Here is an 18,730-nt window from a genome sequence, read left to right on the forward strand (position 1 = left end):
CCGTATCACTCCGGCTTGATGTTCTTCAGTGCGTCTTCGAAGCACTCGCAAAGCGCCAGCACCGCCACTAGGTGCGCTTCTTCGGCATGTGGCGGATCGGTATCGATGCAGATGGCTTCATTTACCGACTGTGCGAGGTCCTTGGATTCCTTGCCGGTCAGTGCCCATAAGCGTGCACCTTGCGCCTTCGCGGCGGCGGCAGCCTCCCGGAGTTCGTCGGTGATCCCTTTCGCGGCGAGCAGGACCACGATGTCACCCCGGCGAACCTGTTTGGATACCTGCTCGCTCATGCTTCCGGCGGAGCCGTCAGAACCAGCCGCGGCCTTGGTGATGGAGATGGCTTTGAACCCCGAACCGCTCACGGGATCGTGGGCATTCAGTTCGGATGTGAACCTCTGCGCCTCGTGGGAGGATCCGTCGCTGCCTGCGGCGAAAACACTCCCGCCGCGCAACCTGACACGAGCCAGTTCCTCGCCCCACTCGGCAAGCCGCGAAGATTCCCGGCGCAGTGCTGCCACAGCCGGCCCGATCTCGCCTAAGTGCCCCAAAACCACATCGACTGCATGCCTGTTGGCCTTCGTCTCAGTGGCGCGCATCGCCTGACCTGTTCGCCTCACCACGATACTCACTTCCTGCCTCCGTTTCTTCGCTGAAACTATAGGTTCCTGTCACCCTCACGCGTCGAGCCGTCACGTGGCGTGCCCTCGCGCCCGCTGCGGTCCCTGGTGAGACGCTCACCCTCGGCGACATGGGAGCGATCGCGGTCCGCGTCATGTGAGCGGTTCGCGTCCTGTGAGTAGTCCGCGTCCTGTGAACGGTTCGCGTCCTGTGAGTAGTCCGCGTCCTGTGAACGGTTCGCGTCCTGTGAACGGTCCGGGTTCGTCTTCGGGTCGAGTTTGTCCGCATGGCGAAGTTGTTCTTCGACGCGCGCGTGGGCTTCGTTGGCCTTCTCGGCGTGGCGTTCCGCGTCCTTTCGGAGTCGTTCCGCCTCGACTTCGGCCTGCAGCGCGTTGGCCTCCGCCTGTGCTGATTCGGCCTTCGCCTGGTGTGCGCCGATGGCTTCCTCGGCCGCCTTCTCGCGCAACTCTTCGGCGCGGTGGCGGTTGACCTCAGCCTTTTTACGACGCCCCACAACAACTGCGACAATCACAGCGGCGATGACGACGACGGCCAGCACGATGATAAGTACCAGTTGTCCTGTATCCATGTGGATTACCTCCCTGGTGAGCGGCTTCTGTGGGCGCCGCTCGTGGCCCACGCTGTGCTTGGTACCTCTGGTGTACCCCGCTGGGGCAACCTCGAAACGGGGCGGGCCTTTCAGGCGGGCAGCTCCATTCGGAAGCCACAACGGCTCTGGATAACGCGATCACTCCTCGGTCAGCTCTGCCCGAAAACTCTCTCCCTCCATCAGCTTAACACCATCAATCAGGGTACTTACTAGTTTCAGCTCCCCGTCGCTTCCGGTTGCTCCCTGGCGCGCTTCTCTTCCGGAGTCTCACCGCTTTCGTCCGGGATAAAGGTGGGGTCCAGTTCGGTGGTGAAGTCGCCCGTTCCGGCCTCACCGCTGTCATGCTCGACGGCGGCAGGCACCTCAGGCTCCGAGGCTTTGGACGGCGTCACTTCAGCTTCGTTCGGTTGGTCGCTCATGGCCTCAATCTAAGCCCGCCCCTTGGCGGTGTCGAGGGGCCGGGCAGCCTTGTGCGCCCGCGCTATCTCTGCTTCGCTGGGAGGGTCTCCAGCAGCGAGGGACCCAGCCAGCCGTAACGCAGGGAGAACCAATCGTGAAAGCAGTGACATGGCAGGGCCGGCGTTCGCTCAGCGTCGAAGACGTCCCGGACCCCTCCATCCAGGAACCCACGGACGCGATTGTCCGGATTACCTCCACAGCCATTTGCGGCTCCGACCTCCACCTCTATGAGGTGCTGGGCCCCTACATGCATAAGGGCGACGTCATCGGCCACGAGCCCATGGGAATCGTGGAGGAGGTGGGCTCTGAAGTCCACCGGCTGAAGAAGGGCGACCGCGTTGTAGTGCCGTTCAACATCTCTTGCGGGCATTGCTATATGTGTAACCAAGGCCTTCAGTCGCAATGTGAAACCACGCAGGTGACAGCGAAGGGATCAGGGGCGGCACTTTTCGGCTACTCCGAACTTTATGGCTCGGTCCCCGGCGGGCAGGCGCAATATCTGCGTGTTCCCTTCGCAGACTACGGCCCCGTCAAAATCGATTCGGATGCTCCGGATGAGCGTTACCTGTTCCTCTCGGACATCCTGCCCACAGCGTGGCAGGCAGTTGAGTATGCGAACGTGCCGGAGGGTGGCACGCTTGCTGTGCTCGGGCTCGGTCCCGTGGGCCAGTTCGCCGCGAGGATTGGCGTCCACAAGGGCTTCAGGGTGATTGGCGTAGACCCGGTCCCGGAGCGCCGCGCGATGGCGGAGACGCATGGCATAGAGACCATGGACTACAGCTCCCACGTCGCCGAGCAGATCCGTGAGCAGACGCTGGGCCGCGGCCCGGACTCCGTGGTGGACGCCGTGGGTATGGAAGCTCACGGATCCCCGGTGGCATCTTTCCTTCACCGGGCGGTCTCTTTGCTCCCGGACAAGCCGGCGCAGGTCGCCATGGAAACCATGAGCGTTGACCGGCTTGCCGCGCTTCACACCGCGGTGGACCTGGTGCGACGAGGCGGGACCATTTCACTGAGCGGCGTGTACGGCGGACAGGCCGATCCTATGCCCCTCATGACCATGTTCGACAAGCAAATCCAGCTCCGCATGGGTCAATGCAATGTTCGCAGTTGGATTGACGATCTGCTCCCTTTGGTGGAGGACGACGCCGATCCGCTGGGGGTCATGCATCTGGTCACCCACACGGGAGGACTGGATGAGGCACCGGCCCTCTACGAGAAGTTCCAGAAGAAGCAGGACGGCTGCATCAAAGTGGTGCTCAAGCCCTGACACATCCCCGGACGTCAGAGTCCACTAGGCCAGGTGCTTTCCGCCGGTCACGCCAATGACTGATCCTGAAATGTAGCTGGATTCTTCGGTGGCCAGCAGCACGTAGGTGGCGGCGAGTTCGGCAGGCTGCCCCGCCCTGCCCAGCGGGGTGTCCTGACCGAACTTCTCGATCTTTTCCGCGGGCTGCGTGGGCGGTTGCAGGGGTGTCCATACAGGACCCGGCGCCACTGCATTGACCCTGATCCCCTTGGGTCCGAGTGATTCTGCCAGGGAGAAGGTCATGCTGTTAATGGCCGCCTTGGTGGCTGCATAGTCCATCAGCGACGGACTGGGATGGTAGCCCTGAATGGAAGAAGTGTTGATGATCGCGGCGCCGGGCTTCAGGTGCGGCAAGGCGGCCTTGGTGAGCCAGAACAGCGCATAGACGTTGGTTTTGAAAGTCCGATCGAACTGTTCGCTGCTCAGGTCCTCCATGCCCTGCGCGGTGGTCATCTGGAAGCCTGCGTTGTTCACCAGGACGTTGAGGCCATCGAATTCGGCCACGGTCTGGGCGATGACTTCCTGGCAGAACTCTTCGTCCTGCAAGTCGCCCGGCAATGCCAAGGCCCTGCTGCCGGCGTCTTCGATGAGCTGGACGGTCTGCTCGGCGTCCTGTTCTTCTTCGGGCAGGTAAGTGAACGCGACATCTGCGCCTTCGCGGGCATAGGCAATGGCTACTGCCCTGCCGATCCCACTGTCGCCACCAGTGATCAATGCCCGCATGCCCATCATGCGGTGATGTCCCACATAGCTTTGCTCGCCGTGATCAGGCCTCGGGTTCATCGCCTCCGTCCATCCGGGATAGTCCTGTGTCTGCGGCTCAAATTCTTGGGACGGATACTTGGTTCTCGGATCTGTCTCACCCTCGGGATCGTCCGGGGTGTTGATGACGTGGTTCACCAGCGCCATGGCGATGTCCTCGTCGAGCTCGGTTTGCTCCGTGTCTTCGTTGCGGGTCTCCTCAGCCATGATCTCAGTGTAAGCACCCTTACGATTCGTGGGAGATGTTCAGGAAGTACCCAGAATTGCTCGTTAGCCTAGCAATCGTCAGTGTTGGATTACATCGAAGGAGAGCCCATGGGACTCGGAGACAAGATCAGCAACAAGGCGCAGGAAGTCACCGGCAAGGCGAAGGAAGCCTTGGGTGACGCCACGAACAACCAGAAGCTGCAGGCCGAAGGTGTCGCTGACCAAGCGGCTGCCAAGACCAAGCAGGCCGGCGAGAACGTCAAGGACACCGCGAAGGACGCCTTCGACAAGTAGGCCGCAGCACACTAAACACACAGCGCAACGCCCCGGCTCCCCCAATGGAAGCCGGGGCGTTCACGTAAACCCAAGCAGGTGCTGTCCCTCAGTTGGGTTGGGGGACTACTTCTGTGCCGGGAGTACCAACTCGCCCGACTTGTCCGTAGACAAGGCGAGGGACGAGATGTACTGGGGTTCGCCGTCGGGCCCGTCCTGGGCTGAGCGGAGCATGTCCGGGCGTTCGAATTCAAGCCCGGTAACGTGGCAGAGGAGCTTCTGGTCGCTCGGGTTACCGTCGGCGTCGAACATGGGCAGGTCGATGCCGTCGTCGGTCCGGCGAAGGTAGTAGCGGCCTCGCGTCACCAGAGCCAACACAGGCGGCAACACCAAGGCCAGGCCCACGGCGAAGATCGGCGAGAACGGTTGGACCGCTGCACCGAATGCCCCGAAGAACACTGCAATGGACACCCCGGCAGAGACGAGCATGGACACGAAGCCCACCGGGTTCACGGCATAGAGCATCCCGCGGCGGAATTCCGGGACCTTGGGCGAAATCTTCAGCAGGTACTTGTTGATGGCTATGTCCGAGGCCACCGTGACAACCCAGGCCATGGCGCAGTTGGCGTAGAAGCCCAGGATCGTGTTGAGGAACTCGAACATGTTCGATTCCATGAGGATCAGCGCGATGACCAGGTTGACCACCACGAACACCATGCGGCCCGGGTAGGTTTTGGTGATGCGCGTGAAGGAGTTGGTCCAGGCGAGCGATCCGGAGTAGGCGTTGGTGACGTTGATCTTGATCTGCGAGATGACCACCAGCACCACGGCCAGGGTCATGGCGAGCCAGGCCGGCATCATCTCTTCGTAGACGCCCAGGAACTGGTGAACCGGCTCATTTGCGGAAGAAGCGGCTGCGGGGTCGAGCTTGGCGATGAGGTAGATCGCAATGAACAGGCCAATGATCTGTTTGATGGCACCGAAGATGACCCAGCCTGGTCCGGCGAGGATCACTGCGCGCCACCAAGCACCCTTGTTTTCGGCGGTCTTGGGCGGCATGAAGCGAAGGTAGTCGATCTGCTCCGCGATCTGCGCCATGAGGGACAAGCAGACACCTGCGGCCAGCATCACCGAAGCCAGGTTGGGGCCGCCTTCGCCGGAAGCACCCGTGAAAGCGAAGAAGGCATCGATGCTCTCGGGATGGGACAGCAGCAGGTAGCCCACGGGAACCACCATGAGCAGCAACCACAGGGGCGTGGTCCACACCTGCAAGGTGGCCAAGGTTTTCATCCCGTAGATCACCAGCGGAATGATGATGATGGTGGACACCGCATAGCCGATCCACTGCGGAATGCCGAGGCCCAGCTGCAGCCCTTGGGCCATGATGGAGCCCTCGAGTGCGAAGAAAATGAACGTGAAGGTGGCAAAGATGATGTTGGTGACCACCGAGCCGTAGTAGCCAAAGCCCGAACCCCGGGTGATGAGGTCCAGGTCAATGTTGTAGCGGGCTGCATAGTAGGCCAGCGGGAATCCTGTGGCGAAGATGATCACTGCCGCCACGATGATGCCAAAGATCGCGTTCACTGTTCCATAGGCGATGCCGATGTTCGCGCCGATCGAGAAGTCGGCCAGGTATGCAATGCCACCCAGGGCACTGGTCGCCACCACACCGGCGCTCCATTTCCGGTAGGACCGCGGGGCGAACCGGAGCGTGTAATCTTCCAGGCTCTCTTTCGCGGCACTCATCGCGTCGGCGTTGCCTGCCGCCGGTATGCCCGTAGTACCGATTCCGACGGCGGTGCCTCCCGCCGTCGTCGGTTCCAGTGTGGCGGTGCTCGCCTTGTCGTCGGTCATTCGTCGTCGCTTTCGTCAGGGGACTTTGCCTCGCCCACGACGCTAGTCACGCAGCGCGTCAATTCAGTCACGTCCATGTTTCGCAGCTGTAACTTCTGCACCAGCTGCCCCGTGCGTTCAAGTCCAAAATCAACCAGCTCCGTTTGTGTGCACCCCACAAAATTGCCCGTCACCAGCACGGATACCGTCAAGGACATGACCACCAGAGCAACCCAAGCACCCCGGGAAACCGCCTCCTACGCCATCCTGGAAACCGCCCGCGAGCAGGTCCTCGAACGGGGCGAAGGCCTGAACGAATCCCAACTCATCCACATCCTGGAGCTCCCCGACGACGCCATCCCGGAAGCCCTGCAACTCGCCCACGAGGTTCGCCTCAAGCACTGCGGCGAGGACGTGGAAGTGGAAGGCATCATCTCCATCAAGACCGGCGGCTGCCCCGAGGACTGCCATTTCTGCAGCCAGTCCGGCCTGTTCGACTCCCCCGTTCGTGGTGTGTGGCTGGACATCCCCGAGCTGGTCAAAGCAGCCAAGGAGACCGCCGCCACGGGTGCCACGGAGTTCTGCATCGTCGCCGCAGTCCGTGGCCCGGACATCAAGCTCATGAACCAGATCAAGTTCGCGATTGACCGCATCAACGAGGAAGTGGACATCAACATCGCGTGTTCCTTGGGCATGCTCACGCAGCGCCAGGTGGACCAGCTGGCCGAGTGGGGCGTGCACCGCTACAACCACAACCTGGAAACGGCCCGGAGCTACTTTCCCGAGGTCGTCACCACCCACAGCTATGAGGAACGCCTGGAAACTTGCGCCATGGTCAAAGCCGCCGGAATGGAACTGTGCTGCGGTGCGCTGATCGGAATGGGCGAATCGCTGGCGCAACGGGCTGAACTCGCCGCGCAGCTCGCCGCCCTTGAACCGCATGAGGTTCCACTGAACTTCCTCAACCCACGCCCCGGCACGCCGTTGGAGAACCAAGGCATCATGGACGGCAAGGACGCACTCCGTGCCATCGCCGCGTTCCGGCTCGCGATGCCGCGCACGGTGCTCCGCTACGCCGGCGGCCGTGAACTGACCCTCGGCGACCTCGGCACCCGGGAGGGACTGCTCGGCGGCATCAACGCCGTGATCGTGGGCAACTACCTCACTACCCTGGGCCGCCCCGCCAATGCCGACCTCAACCTCCTGGTGGAGCTCAACATGCCCATCAAGGAATTCCAGAAGTCACTGTGACCACCGCAGTTTCACAGCAATTCTGCGGGCACTGCGGTGGCGAAGGCGGTGACGGTGCCTACGGTGGTGACGGCCCGACGTCGGACGCCCACCACAGCTGTCAACAGCGCCTGGCGATGGAGCCGCCGCGCTTTTGCCCGCAGTGCCGACGCCGCATGAAAGTGCAGGTAACGCCCTTGGGGTGGACGGCTGAATGCTCCCGGCACGGGAGGCTGATGTCATGAGCTCGCTGATCGATCGCGACCGGGCCACGTTGTGGCACCCGTACGCGCCGGCCTCGGCAACGCTGCCGCTCTGGGAAGTAGAAGCCGCCGACGGCGTGGCGCTGCGACTCCGTAACGAACAGGGGCGGACGCATGAGGTGCTGGACGCGATGTCGTCGTGGTGGTCGGTGATCCACGGCTACCGGAACCCCATCATGGACGCCGCCATCCAACGCCAGCTCAGTACTTTCAGCCACGTGATGTTCGGTGGGCTCACGCACCAACCAGCTGTGGAACTCGCGGAAACCCTGTTGGCCATGGCACCGGGCGAACCGGGCCGACGCTTGGAACGAGTGTTCCTGGCAGATTCCGGTTCCATCTCCGTGGAGGTCGCCCTCAAACTGGCAGTGCAGTTCCAAACGGCCAGTGGACTGCCCAAACGGCAGCGCTTCCTGACGATCCGCGGCGGCTATCACGGTGACACCTTCGCGGCCATGGGTGTGTGCGATCCCGTGGACGGCATGCATTCCTCATTTCCGGGGTTGTTGGCCGGCAATGTCTTCGCCCCGCGTCCGCCTGCGGCGGCATCGGCCACCGCAGCAGCCATGGAGCAGTGGCGGGCCGCAGTGGAAGAGCTGGCCCGGCTCCATTCCAACGAACTCGCCGCGATCATCGTGGAGCCAATGCTCCAAGGCGCGGGGGGCATGTTCATGTACCCGGCCGAGTGTGTTCGGATCCTGCGCGGGATCGCGGACCACCACGGTTTGCTGCTGATCCTGGACGAGATCGCCACGGGATTCGGGCGAACCGGCAAGCTCTTCGCCGCGCAGCACGCGGGGGTCGTCCCGGACATTCTGTGCGTCGGCAAGGCCCTGACCGGCGGTTACCTCACCCTCGCTGCGACGCTGTGCACGGGCGACGTTGCCCGCACGGTTTCCGCAGGCGAGGCGGGGGCTCTCCTGCACGGGCCAACTTTCATGGCCAATCCCCTGGCGTGCGCCGCAGCAAACGCAAGCCTGGGCATCCTTGCGGCGGGCGGTTGGAGCGCGGACGTGTCACGCGTCGGTGCCGCTCTCACGGCAGGCCTGGCTCCGGCAGTGAAGCTCGACGCCGTTGCGGACGTTCGTACCTTCGGCGCCGTGGGGGTCATTGAGCTAACTGACGCCGTGGATGTCACTGCGGTGACTCGCGCCGCCGTGAAACACGGGGTGTGGGTACGCCCGTTCAGGAACCTCGTCTACGCGATGCCGCCGTATGTCAGTACCGCTGCCGAAGTGGGCATGATGGCCGCTGCGATGGTGGCTGCCGTAGAGGAAACCTCCAACCAGCGGGTGGCTGCGTGAGCGCCGCAATGACCCCATGGCTGCAGGACCAAGCCCGCGTCCGCGAGCGCCGGGGCTTGGTTAGGTCGCCGCTGGTTCGCGGGGTGAACCCCGGGATGATTGATCTCGCCAGCAACGACTACCTCGGCTTGGCCACGGACCCCAGGCTGGCCGAAGCTGCGCAGGAAGCCATCGCAATGTGGGGCACGGGCGCTACGTCATCGCGATTGGTGGCGGGCACCACCGAACTGCACCTGGAGTTGGAGCACGAACTCGCTCACCTGATAGGGGCGGACGCAGCGTTGGTCTTTTCCTCGGGTTACCTCGCGAATCTGGGTGTCACTACGGCCCTCGGCGGCCCAGGCACGTTGATGGTGGCCGACGAGCAATGCCACGCCTCGTTGATGGACGGCTTCCGGTTGAGCCGCTCCGAGGTGAAAAATTTCAGGCACAACAGCGTGGAGGACGCAGCGAAGGCTTTGGCCAACCGCATCCAGCCGCGGGCGGTCATCGCCGTGGAATCCATCTATAGCGTGGGCGGGGATGCATCACCACTTGCGGAACTCCTGGAGCTGGCCGAAACACACGACGCCATGCTGTTGGTGGACGAAGCCCACAGCTTGGGCGTCGCGGGAACCGGAAGCCAGCAAGGGTGTGGGGCGATCGCAGGAACCCGCTTGGCCGGACATCCCAACGTCATCGTCACCGCCACCCTTTCCAAGGCGCTCGGCAGCCAAGGCGGCGCTGTCCTCGGTTCAACCCTGGTCAGGGACCATCTGGTGAACCGGGCCAGAAGCTTCATCTTCGACACCGCGTTGGCTCCCCCTGCGGCCGCCGCCGCGCTCGCGGCCATTGGCATCATCAGGGCCGAACCTTGGCGTGCCGCGGCCGTCCACCGCAACGCAGCCGCCCTGTCTGCCCAACTGCAACCCGCGCTGCAGAGGCTCGGCACCGCCGTCGACCGTTCCGCCGGAGCAGTCCAGTCCATACCCATGCCGTCCGCCGAAGCGGCCCTCGCCGCCAGCAAGGAAGCACATACGGCGGGCGTCAGCGTGGGGTGTTTCCGTCCGCCGTCCGTCCCGGACGGGGTGTCCCGTCTTCGACTCACCGCGCGGGCCACCCTCACGCCGACCGACATTGAGCAAGCCTGCGCGGTGTTGCGCAGCATCCTGGAGAGAACATCATGAAACTACCTACCGTCATCCTGGTCACCGGTACCGATACCGGCGTCGGCAAGACCATTACGACGGCGGCCCTCACCGCCGCGCTTCATGCGCGCGGCCGGAAGGTTGCCGTCTATAAGCCGTGCCAAAGCGGGAACGTGCTGGGTGACTCGGACTGCGCCGAGGTTGCCCGGTTGGCGGATCCACTCACTGCGGAAGCCGGCGTGGTTCTTGAAGAACCCATGGCTCCCGTCCCCGCCGCCGCACTGGATGGGGTCACGTTGCCCCCACTGGCCGCCCATGCCCAGCGGATCCGTGAGTTGTCTGTCCGCCATGACCACGTGCTGGTGGAAGGCGCCGGTGGGCTGCTGGTGGAGTTGGACCACGACGGCGGGACGCTGGCTGATCTCGGCGCGCACCTGGGTGACAAGGCTGGTTTTGCCGTGGTGGCACGGCCGGCGTTGGGCACGTTGAACCACACGGCGCTGACGCTGGAGGCGCTGGACACCCGGGCCCTGCCGGTGGTGGGGTTGGTCCTTGGGAGCTGGCCGGCGACGGCGAGCGCGGTGGAGCTCAGTAATCTGGCCACTCTGAGGAGTTGGCCCGTTCCGTTTCTGGGGACGGTTCCTGCTGACGCCTCCGGACTGGATCCTGCCGCTTTCCGCGCCCGAGCGTGCGATTGGCTCGAAGAGCTTCCGGCATGAGCGCGACTATGGCTGCGGAACCAGGACTTCCTGAGTCCGGAAGCTGTCCTTACCGGGTGCTGCGGAGCCCCGACACGGTGCGGGAAGTGTTGCACAGGCCCCAGGACTTCAGCCCGGCCAACGCCCTGCTCGCTGTAACGCCGTTGAGTGGGCGGGCGCTGCGCATACTGCAGAAAGCCCGGTTCGCGCTGCCGCCGGTCCTGGCGAGCAACCACACCGAGACCCATACCGGCATCCGGAAGGTGGTGGCGGGCTTCTTCACGCCAGCCACAGTGGCGGCCATGGAACCACGTATTCGCGGCCTGGCCCGGGAATCGGCAGCCCGTGCAGCGCAAGCCCTCGCCTCTGATGGAAGCGTGGACCTCGTCCAGGCCGTGGCCGCGGATCCCCCGGCGGTCATCATGCTGGAAATGTTGGGGCTGCCGGTCCGCGACGTGCCCGCATTGAAGGCGTGGAGCTTGGACTCCTTGGAACTGTTCTGGGGTTGGCCGGATGCTGACCGGCAACTCGAATTGGCACAGAGCGCCGCGGACTTCTACACCTGGTTGAGGGAATTGGTCCTGGAGTCTGTGGCTTCGCCGGACTCCAACCTCTTCAATGCGCTTGCCCTCCACGGGCTGAGCACACAGGAAATCTGCTCATTGGGCTACTTCCTCCTGATCGCAGGCCAAGAGACCACCACCCAACTCATCAGCACCACGCTGTTCCGGTTGGCCGAGGGCTCCCGGGGCATCTCCTGGAGCGAGGCGGCAAGCGGTCTGAAGGCGCGCGACCTGGTCCGGCACGTCCTTGCTACCGAGTCCTCCGTTCCCACCTGGCGGCGGGTGGCTACCAACGACGCCCTTCTTGACGGCACACCTATCGCGGCCGGTGAGGAGATCCTGCTGGAATTGACCGGCAACCACGGATTCCCCTGGGCCGAAACAGAAGACGGCGAGGGTGCCGACCGTTCGGGGCCAACCCCGTACGGCTTGGCGTTCGGCTCGGGGATCCACCGCTGCCTAGGAGCCAAGCTCGCAGAGCTGGAGGCCGCCGTCGTCGTTCATGAAACGGCAGCCGCACTCAAGGGGGTCCGTCTACAGAATTCAAACCCGGACTGGATCCGGTTGTTGTCCTTCCAAGCACCCCGAACAGTGGTGGTGGAGCCTGGGTAGGCTGGATGCATGGGCGAGAGCCGGGACCTTCTGACGCGGGAGCAGCGCAGCCGCAACATGTCCAAGATCCGTGGGAAGAACACCAAACCTGAGCTGCTGGTCCGCAGGCTCCTGCACGCGAAAGGCTACCGGTACCGGCTCCACGGCCAGTCCGGAGCGGCCAAACTACCGGGCCGCCCGGACCTGGTGTTCGCGGGAAGGCGCAAGGTTATTTTCGTCAACGGTTGCTTCTGGCATTTCCATGACTGCAAAGCAGGGCAGCACGCCCCTGCAGCGAATGCCGAGTTCTGGGAAGCCAAGCGAACACGAACCCGCGAAAGGGACGCGCTGCAGCGGGAACAGTTGGAAGCTACCGGCTGGCAGGTATTGACGGTGTGGGAGTGCCAGCTGAAGGACAGGTCCATGCTCGAAGATCGGCTCACAGCATTTCTGGAATCAGCGGTGGGCTAAGGGGCGCCCGTGGTGCTCGGGGCGGAGTTCACGGATTGATCCGTGACAGACGCCTGGGAACTCTGCTGCCACAATGCGAAAGCGGCCGACCCTCCAATGCCCAGTAGGACGGTCATGCAGACCCCGATGATGAGCATCAGGCCCGGTGACGGGCGAGCACCACTTTCCATGTTGTTTCCCGTTCCCTGATTCAGCCTGGAAACGCCCAGATCTGCTTTTCATAACTTTGTTGGGCGGAGATCAAGAGTGGCTCTGAGTCCGCTCAAGATTAGATCAATCTTTGGATTTGTGGCGCTGCGGAAGTTCCACGGGTCCTACTGTTGAATCGTGAATCGATTGTTTGGAGGCGGGAGGGGTTTGGTGTCTGAGTACGACGAGTGCACCGACGCCCTGGTGGATCGCACCGTCCTCACCGAACTCCAAGCAGAGCTGGGCGGCGACCAAGCCATCATCGGAGCGTTCGTCAGGAACTACATAGCCTTGCTGCCGTGGCGGGTTTCGCGTCTGCATCGGGCACTGGAAAAACTGGACATCGAAGACGCCATGGACGCGGTGCTCAGCCTGAAAACGTCCAGCCACATGGTGGGTGCCATCTGCATGAACCGGCTGGCAGAGGAGCTGGAGATCAGCATCCGGCTCCTGCCCGGCGCGGAGCATTTGCATGAGCTCAAGCCGCAAGTCCATGAAATCGACCGCTTCGTCTTCGGCACCATAGACGAGCTGGAAACACGGATTCTGTAAATTTCTTCACCTTATTGAAGAGAAACCATTGACTCGCTAAAAATCTTCACTATAGTTGTGTGAGTTAGCTCACCAACGAAGGATGCGGTAATGACCACCGAGACTCCTGCTCCACCAGCCACCAGCGAACTGCTGGTGACTGTCGGAAACAAGGTGCGCACCATGCGCAAGGCAAAGGGCATGACCCTCGCCCAGCTCTCGGACGTTACCGGCCTAAGCCAGGCGATCGTCAGCCAGATCGAACGCGGCATGGCCAACCCTTCCTTCACTACGTTGGCCCAGCTTGCCCACGGCTTGGACATCCCCGTAGGGAGATTCTTCATAGGCCAGGATGAATCAAAGTCCCCCGTGGTCCGCAGGTCCGATCGCCGCAACCTCAAGAACGTCACCCGCGAGTCTGTGGGAGAGGCAGTTCACGAACTGTTGACCCCCAATCGCGATGGCAGCATTGAAGCGCAGTGGATCAGCACGCCCCCAGGGCATGACACCAGCGACACCCCTTTTACCCACAGCGGTGAAGAGTTTTGCTACATCATCTCCGGCCGTAAGGACGTCTACTTGAACGGCGTCTGCTACAGCCTTGAAGAGGGCGACTCCATCACCTACTCCTCAGAGATCCCCCACTGGTACAAGAACAGCTACGAAGAGGTATGCGTAGCCATCTGGGTCAACGCACCACACGCGTGGTAACCCTGGCGCCCCCAAACGGCGCCGGCGTTTTCCCTTAACTGTCCGGACACGACATCGTGGCCGCTGACACTCCTTGCCACTTTCGCATCACGCGCCTCCTCCAACAGGCGTTGATGCGTCATACCCTCCCACGCCCTTCGGGGCGTCAGCGTAAGGACACTTCCATGCTCGACACGCAAACGGCGGACAACGTAGTACCGCCAACAGGCACCACCACTTCATCCCCCCAAAAGAACGGGAAATTCACCCCCGAGGTGCGCAAAGGACTCCTTGGCTTGGGCCTCGGAAACGCCCTGGAATGGTACGACTGGATGGTCTTCGGCCTCCTGTCCGCCTTCATCGGACCGAATTTCTTCCCCAACACCGATCCGCTGTCCGCAACATTGAACGCGTTGGCCGTGTTCGCCGTCGGTTTTGCCTTCCGGCCCCTAGGCGGCATCCTGCTGGGAACCTTGGCGGACCGCATCGGCCGGCGGCGCGTCATGCTGCTCTCCATCATGCTCATGGCCGGCACTACCCTCATCATTGCCGTTACCCCGAGCTACGCCACCATAGGCCCCGCGGCCGGCATCATCCTCGTTGTGTGCCGCATTTTGCAGGGCATCTCCACCGGCATCGAAGCTCCGCTCTCCACCTCACACGCCGTGGAGCTCGCTCCGGAGGGCCGCGAAGGCTACGTGGCCGGCATCATGTCCTTCTACGTCAACATCGGCATCCTGCTTGCCTCGCTCATCAGCTTCCTGTGCAGCTTGGTCCTTGGCGGGGCCGCAATGTCCGAATGGGGCTGGCGCGTACCCTTCATCATCGGCGCCCTGTTCGGCTTCGTGGTGCTCTACCTGCGCCGCTCCCTCCCTGAGACCCTCAAGCAGGAGGAAATGGCCACCAACACTCCCCGTGCAGTGTGGAAGGGTGTGCGCAAGCACTGGCTCTCCGTCCTGGCCATCATCTTTGTGGTGGGCGCAGCACAGGCCTACAACTACGCCTGGAACGTGGGCCTGCCCAGCGCAGCACGCAGCGGGTTCAAGGAAGACCCCACTGCAGTCTTCGCCCTCACCACCATCCTTGGGGTGGTCCTGGTGATCGGCAGCTGGGTTATCGGCAAACTGGCCGACGGCAGGGCAATGTCCAAGTGGTTCCTGATCACGCGCATCCTTGCCATCCCTTCCGTGTTCCTCATGCTGATGTACGTCCAGCCTGGGATTGGCGGCTTCGCAGCAGTGCTCTTGGGCGGCTCCATTGTCCTCGTCCTGAACATGACCCTCTACAACGTGGTCAGTTCATCCCTGATGCCCAAGAACATCCGCGGAACAGGTGTGGCCTTGGGCTACGGGATCGGTGTGGCTCTCTTCGGCGGCACGGCTTCCTACCTGTTGGTCTGGTTCCAATCCCTGAACATCACCTGGGTCTTCCCGGTCTACGTGGCCGTCCTCTCCATCCTCAGCATCGTTTTCTACCTCGCCGCCCGCCGCTCCAACGGCATCTTCGTCGGCAAGTAAGGACTCCTCATGAACACCATTGAACTCAGCTCGTCCATTGAACTCAGCATTACGACGGCGGACCTCACTGCCCCGGTCATCTCCCGTTCCGATGTCCTGGTGGTTGGTGGCGGCCCCGCAGGCGTCGCCGCTGCCGTCACCGCTGCGCGCTCCGGCGCCAAGGTCACGCTCCTGGAGCGCTACTCGTCCTTGGGTGGCCTGGCCTCAGGTGGCATGGTCCTGGTGCTCGACGACATGATCAACGGTCAGGAAATCACCGTCACCGGCATCGTCTCCGAGTACGTGGAACGTCTGCAGAAACTGGGCCTGGCAATCGTCCCGCCCGCCGATGACCGCAAGACCTCCGAGGAACTCTGGAACAAGTGGGGCCGCTATGGCACCTTCGACTTCCACTCGCACATCAACCCCAAGCCCATCTGCTACGCCGCCGCGTTCGATCCCGATGGCTGGAAGCGGGTGTCCAACGACCTCGTCCGCGAGGCCGGCGTGGACCTCCGGCTGCATTCCTGGTTCTCCCGACCCATCGTGGACAACGGCGTGATCAAGGGCGTCATCGTCGAAACGAAACTTGGCCCGCAAGCCTTTATGGCCGACGTCGTCATCGACACCACCGGTGACATCGACGTCGCTTCCCGTGCCGGCGCCAGCTACGCCAAGGACAACTACCTGACCACGCTGGTCTTCCGCCTGGGCAACGTGGACACCAAGGCCGCAGAAGCCTTCGAGCAGGCCAACCCCAAGGAAGCCCGCGCCATCAACCGCAAGATCAAGCGACTCCTCGGCGGCGCCTGGGAGCTGTGGTGGCTCAAGACCCCCATCGACGGCGTGGTCTGGTGCAACGCCCCGCACATGTCCGGTTTTGACGGCGTTGACCCGGCAGACATGACTGCCGCCGAATTCGCAGCCCGGGACCGGATCTCCGAGGCCGTGGACTACGTCCGCGCCAACCTCCCTGGTTTCGAGAACTGCTACATGCTGGACGTCGCCTCCCAGATGGGTGTCCGCCAGACCCGGCTCCTGCAGGGCGAGTACGTCATGACCAAGGACGACGTGACCCAGCGCCGCCATTTTGCCGACACCGTGGCCCGCGGCCGCGACTACTACTACCCGTACCGCTCGCTCCTGCCCAAGGAAGTGGACCAGCTCCTGGTGGCCGGCCGCCACTACTCCGCAACACCGGAGGCCCAGAAGATGTCCCGCGAGATCCCGCCCTGCATGGCCATGGGCCAGGCCGTCGGGGTCGCAGCTGCACTCGCAGTGGAGAACAACCTCCTGGTCCGGGACGTCTCCGCACTAGACATCCAGCAGGGCATGCGCCGCCACGGCGCAGACCCGGGCGACGTGCCGTCGTCGAACGCCACGGTGGACGCAACGGCAGCGGTGCCGGCATGAGCTCCGTAACCCTGGACCCCGTGAATCTGCAAAAAGCACCAATCACGACGGCGGCACGCGCCGCCTCGGCTCCGGCGCCGCTGCCTCTGGAGGGCATCAAGATCATTGACTTCACCCAGGTGTTCATGGGGCCCTCCTGCACTCAGCTGCTGGGAGATTATGGCGCGGACATCATCAAGGTGGAACGCCCCGGCGCCGGTGACATTTCGCGCAACTCATTCCCGGACCAGGACGGCCAGGACAATCCGATCTTCCTGTCCATCAACCGGAACAAGCGCAGCGTCTCCGTGGACACCCGCACCGACGAAGGGCGCCAGGTGCTACGCCGGCTCATGGCTGACGCCGATGTGGTGGTCAGCAACTTCCGCTCCGGCGTCATGGAGCGCATGGGCTTCGGCTACGAGGAGCTGAAGGCCAACAACCCGGGCATTATCTGGGCTTCCGGCACCGGGTTCGGCCCTGAAGGGCCCTACTCTCACAAGGGCGGCCAGGATGCGATCGCGCAGGCCTACTCCGGTGTGATGTGGCGGCGCGAGTCCGAGGACATGAAACCTGCCATCTACCCCACCACCCTGTGCGACTACATCACCGGCATGCACCTCATGCAGGGCATCCTCCTGGCTTTGCGAACCCGTGAAACCTCGGGCACGGGCCAGAAAGTGGAGGTGACCATGTACGACTCCATGCTGCACCTCCAAATGCAGGAGGCGTGCATGCAGCTCAACCGCGGCTACGAGGTCAACTGGGGCGCCATGCCACTGAGCGGTGTCTTTGAGACTACCGACGGTGCCGTGTGCATGGTGGGCGGCTTCACGCCTGACCCGCTGGCCCGCATCTCTGAGGCTCTGGACCTCGATGAAGACCTCACGGAACGGCCGGGCTTTGCAACCCTGGAGCAGCAGTTCAAGAACAAACCCGCCCTGCAGGCCATCTTCCGTGAGCACTTCGCCACCAACACCACCGAATACTGGACGGCGAAGCTGGAAGAACAGGGACTGCTGAACGCGCCCGTGCACACCTTGGAGCAAGCCCTGGCGGACGCGCAAACCGAAGCCAACGGCATGATTGTTGAAGCCGAACACCCCACCGTGGGGACAGTCCGGATGCTGAACGCACCCATCCGGCTCTCCGCCACTCCGCCCACCGTCCGCCGCACCGCTCCCCGATTGGGCGAGCACAACGTGGAAGTCCTGGTGGAGAACGGCTTCGATGCAGAAACCATTGAACGCCTGCAGCAGTTGGGAGTCCTGCGGTGACAACTTCAGTTGACGAGCGGGTTGACACCGTCACGCTCACCATCAAGAACAACGTGGCAACGGTGGTGATCGACCGCCAGCACGTGCTCAACGCAGTCGACGCCACCGCACAGGCCCGGCTCAACGGGATCTGGGAACAGCTGGAGAAAGATCCAACAGTGCGTGCGGTGGTGATCACGGGCGCCGGATCCCGGGCCTTCTCGGTGGGCGCGGACATGTCCGCCTCAGCCGTGGACAAGACCGGATTGGAGTACTGGGCCAGCCTGGACCCCCACGGTTTTGGTGGACTTAGCCTGCGCACCAGCCTGGACATTCCGGTGATTGCCCGGGTGAACGGCTATGCCCTGGGCGGCGGTATGGAGATGGTGCTGGGCGCGGACATCGTAGTGGCTGCCGATACCGCACAGTTCGGCCTGACCGAGCCCCGGGTTGGGCGACTGGCCCTCGACGGCGGCATCCACCAGTTGGTGCGGCGGATCCCGTACACGCAGGCCATGGGCATGCTGCTGACCGGCCGCAAGGCAGGTGCAACGGAAATGCAATCCATGGGGCTCGTCAACGAGGTTGTGCCTGCTGAAGAACTCGACGCCGCGGTGCAACGCTGGGTGGACCAGATCCTCGCCTGTGCACCCACCTCCGTACGGGCCGTGAAACAGATGGTCACGCAGACCACGCATCTGACCGCCAAGGAGGCCCGGGGCCTACGGCTTCCCGCCCTCATGGCCGCGCTGGACAGCGAGGACTCCGCCGAGGGCGTCAGGGCCTTTCAGGAGAAAAGGCCTCCAGTATGGCCTGGCAGCTAGGCATCCCGTCCCCGTACTTACCCGGTTCGCACTG

Annotated in this window: 19 protein-coding genes; 14 read left to right on the forward strand and 5 right to left on the reverse strand. The window is 63.2% G+C overall.

What is annotated here, in order from left to right:
* Positions 1–5 precede the first annotated feature (5 nt).
* The 3 genes from J3A64_RS12755 to J3A64_RS12765 form a co-directional block, all read right to left on the reverse strand.
* On the reverse strand, positions 6–629 hold the full coding sequence (locus J3A64_RS12755; protein WP_238324528.1) for an SIS domain-containing protein: 624 nt from the start codon (positions 627–629) through the stop codon (positions 6–8).
* 26 nt (positions 630–655) lie between these two features.
* Positions 656–1,207 (reverse strand): hypothetical protein, encoded by a 552-nt coding sequence (locus J3A64_RS12760; RefSeq protein WP_210064462.1) that lies wholly within the window; start codon positions 1,205–1,207, stop codon positions 656–658.
* A 236-nt stretch (positions 1,208–1,443) separates the two neighbouring features.
* Positions 1,444–1,647, reverse strand: a complete 204-nt coding sequence (locus tag J3A64_RS12765) for a hypothetical protein (protein WP_011773831.1) — start codon at positions 1,645–1,647, stop codon at positions 1,444–1,446.
* Between the two features lie 134 nt (positions 1,648–1,781).
* Between J3A64_RS12765 and J3A64_RS12770 the strand changes: the two genes are divergently transcribed.
* Positions 1,782–2,957, forward strand: a complete 1,176-nt coding sequence (locus J3A64_RS12770) for a zinc-dependent alcohol dehydrogenase (RefSeq protein WP_011773830.1) — start codon at positions 1,782–1,784, stop codon at positions 2,955–2,957.
* A 24-nt stretch (positions 2,958–2,981) separates the two neighbouring features.
* Here J3A64_RS12770 and J3A64_RS12775 read toward each other — a convergent pair whose 3' ends face one another.
* Positions 2,982–3,965 carry an SDR family oxidoreductase gene (locus J3A64_RS12775; protein ID WP_043805856.1) on the reverse strand — a complete coding sequence of 328 codons (984 nt, stop codon included), beginning with the start codon at positions 3,963–3,965 and terminating at the stop codon, positions 2,982–2,984.
* 108 nt (positions 3,966–4,073) lie between these two features.
* On the opposite strand from J3A64_RS12775, the gene J3A64_RS12780 reads away from it, so the two are divergent.
* Positions 4,074–4,259, forward strand: a complete 186-nt coding sequence (locus tag J3A64_RS12780; RefSeq protein ID WP_011773828.1) for a CsbD family protein — start codon at positions 4,074–4,076, stop codon at positions 4,257–4,259.
* Between the two features lie 105 nt (positions 4,260–4,364).
* Here the strand turns inward: J3A64_RS12780 and J3A64_RS12785 are convergent, their stop codons facing one another.
* Positions 4,365–6,092: a cytosine permease gene (locus J3A64_RS12785; protein WP_011773827.1), complete on the reverse strand. Its 1,728-nt coding sequence runs from the start codon at positions 6,090–6,092 to the stop codon at positions 4,365–4,367.
* Positions 6,093–6,287: 195 nt separating this feature from the next.
* On the opposite strand from J3A64_RS12785, the gene bioB reads away from it, so the two are divergent.
* From bioB to J3A64_RS12845, 12 genes are all read left to right on the forward strand, one after another.
* Positions 6,288–7,322, forward strand: coding sequence for a biotin synthase BioB (gene bioB, locus J3A64_RS12790; protein ID WP_051024912.1), 1,035 nt, complete (start codon positions 6,288–6,290; stop codon positions 7,320–7,322).
* 220 nt (positions 7,323–7,542) lie between these two features.
* Positions 7,543–8,868: an adenosylmethionine--8-amino-7-oxononanoate transaminase gene (gene bioA, locus J3A64_RS12795; RefSeq protein WP_210064463.1), complete on the forward strand. Its 1,326-nt coding sequence runs from the start codon at positions 7,543–7,545 to the stop codon at positions 8,866–8,868.
* A gap of 8 nt (positions 8,869–8,876) precedes the next feature.
* Positions 8,877–10,034 carry an 8-amino-7-oxononanoate synthase gene (locus J3A64_RS12800; RefSeq protein ID WP_210066146.1) on the forward strand — a complete coding sequence of 386 codons (1,158 nt, stop codon included), beginning with the start codon at positions 8,877–8,879 and terminating at the stop codon, positions 10,032–10,034.
* The gene (gene bioD, locus J3A64_RS12805; RefSeq protein ID WP_210064464.1) at positions 10,031–10,714 is read left to right on the forward strand and encodes a dethiobiotin synthase; all 684 of its coding nucleotides are present in this window, start codon (positions 10,031–10,033) and stop codon (positions 10,712–10,714) included. Before J3A64_RS12800 ends, bioD begins: the two co-directional genes overlap by 4 nt.
* The gene (locus J3A64_RS12810; protein ID WP_210064465.1) at positions 10,711–11,868 is read left to right on the forward strand and encodes a cytochrome P450; all 1,158 of its coding nucleotides are present in this window, start codon (positions 10,711–10,713) and stop codon (positions 11,866–11,868) included. Before bioD ends, J3A64_RS12810 begins: the two co-directional genes overlap by 4 nt.
* A gap of 9 nt (positions 11,869–11,877) precedes the next feature.
* Positions 11,878–12,318 carry a very short patch repair endonuclease gene (locus J3A64_RS12815; protein ID WP_014920970.1) on the forward strand — a complete coding sequence of 147 codons (441 nt, stop codon included), beginning with the start codon at positions 11,878–11,880 and terminating at the stop codon, positions 12,316–12,318.
* 360 nt (positions 12,319–12,678) lie between these two features.
* Positions 12,679–13,059, forward strand: coding sequence for a hypothetical protein (locus tag J3A64_RS12820; protein WP_011773818.1), 381 nt, complete (start codon positions 12,679–12,681; stop codon positions 13,057–13,059).
* 90 nt (positions 13,060–13,149) lie between these two features.
* Positions 13,150–13,749: a helix-turn-helix domain-containing protein gene (locus J3A64_RS12825; protein ID WP_014920968.1), complete on the forward strand. Its 600-nt coding sequence runs from the start codon at positions 13,150–13,152 to the stop codon at positions 13,747–13,749.
* Positions 13,750–13,913: 164 nt separating this feature from the next.
* Complete coding sequence (locus tag J3A64_RS12830; RefSeq protein ID WP_210064466.1) at positions 13,914–15,245, forward strand: MFS transporter; 1,332 nt, start codon at positions 13,914–13,916, stop codon at positions 15,243–15,245.
* A 9-nt stretch (positions 15,246–15,254) separates the two neighbouring features.
* Positions 15,255–16,637 (forward strand): FAD-dependent oxidoreductase, encoded by a 1,383-nt coding sequence (locus J3A64_RS12835; RefSeq protein ID WP_210064467.1) that lies wholly within the window; start codon positions 15,255–15,257, stop codon positions 16,635–16,637.
* Positions 16,634–17,893: a CaiB/BaiF CoA-transferase family protein gene (locus J3A64_RS12840; protein ID WP_014920965.1), complete on the forward strand. Its 1,260-nt coding sequence runs from the start codon at positions 16,634–16,636 to the stop codon at positions 17,891–17,893. The genes J3A64_RS12835 and J3A64_RS12840 overlap by 4 nt, the downstream gene beginning before the upstream one ends.
* Positions 17,890–18,696, forward strand: coding sequence for an enoyl-CoA hydratase-related protein (locus J3A64_RS12845; RefSeq protein WP_011773813.1), 807 nt, complete (start codon positions 17,890–17,892; stop codon positions 18,694–18,696). Before J3A64_RS12840 ends, J3A64_RS12845 begins: the two co-directional genes overlap by 4 nt.
* Positions 18,697–18,730 lie beyond the last annotated feature (34 nt).

The sequence above is a fragment of the Pseudarthrobacter sp. PvP004 genome, assembly GCF_017876035.1.
In the GTDB taxonomy this organism is placed as follows: Bacteria; Actinomycetota; Actinomycetes; order Actinomycetales; family Micrococcaceae; genus Arthrobacter; species Arthrobacter aurescens_A.